We start from the raw sequence: 1,055 nt of genomic DNA, 5'->3' as shown, positions 1-1,055 counted from the left end.
CCCCGCTTGCAACATGCTTTTAAGCTTTATCAGGCAGGCATGAGTGACATAGACGTTGCTCGGAATACCGGGATCAAGCGGACAACTTTTATCAGGTATCGAAAGAAATTCGATGTGCATTGAACCAGTTTACATGAGATAATCAGAATAGATTAGATGCCCTAAAGCAGGCATAAAATAATAAATACTTAAAAATGATGCTACTGGAAGTTAGTCGCATTTTTAATTAGTATCTGAAGGTTGAAAGTTAATGATATTAAAAATCCCTCGCTACGGCGGGGATTTTTTAGATAAAAATAGACACGAATCACTCCATGCCAGTATAATTGAGTCGTCCAAAAACAATATACAAAGGAGTATTCGTGCTCATGTCTACTATACCGCAATTACCTCATGATTTTCAGCTTTCTTTACGTCACTTCACTAAATTGGTCCACTTAAATTCTATTCTTCGCCAGGCCAATATTTATAAAACCCGTGGGATCAGGGTGACCGTACTTTTTGAATGGCTTTTGACCGCTACTTTTTCACGTTATTCAATTTTTCGTGCTCATCAAGATCCGCTCTTTACGAAAAAGACGGTGCGTAACTGTTTAAATGATCCTCATACTAACTGGCAACGACTAGTTATCTTAATAGCTTATCGCCTTGTGACCTATGTGCAGCACTTTACTGATGATAAAAGGAGACAGGCCTTTATTCTCGATGATTCCTTGTTTAAGCGTCAATTCTCGCAACATACTGAACTTTTAGCCCGGGTCTTCGATCACGATAAACAAGTCTATCTCAAAGGATTTCGCGCGTTGACCCTTGGTTGGAGTGATGGTAACACCTTTTTACCAGTTGATTTTTCCTTAGTTTCATCTAGTAAACAACAAAATGTTTTAGGACCGGAGAAACGCTTTGACGCCCGCTCACTAGCTGCTAAACGAAGACGTCAAGCCCAGCGTAAACTCAATGATGTCGGTCTGGAGTTGATCGATGCCGCACAGAAAAATGGGTTCACATCCAAGTATGTCCTATTTGATAGTTGGTTTACGTCACCACACATGTTT

1 protein-coding gene and 1 pseudogene are annotated in these 1,055 nt (G+C 40.0%); both read left to right on the top strand.

The genetic code is table 11. The features are described from left to right. A pseudogene (locus tag FC65_RS11675) lies at positions 1-123 on the top strand (recombinase family protein); the annotation flags it as partial. 245 nt (positions 124-368) lie between these two features. Then, positions 369-1,055 (top strand): transposase (locus FC65_RS10810; RefSeq protein WP_162257067.1); only part of this gene is annotated, 687 nt, incomplete at its 3' end.

The sequence above is a fragment of the Ligilactobacillus acidipiscis DSM 15836 genome, from assembly GCF_001435755.1.
Taxonomy (GTDB): Bacteria; Bacillota; Bacilli; order Lactobacillales; family Lactobacillaceae; genus Ligilactobacillus; species Ligilactobacillus acidipiscis.
The sequence above is the reverse complement of the archived record's forward strand: the minus strand, read 5'-3'. Positions and strand labels throughout refer to the sequence as shown.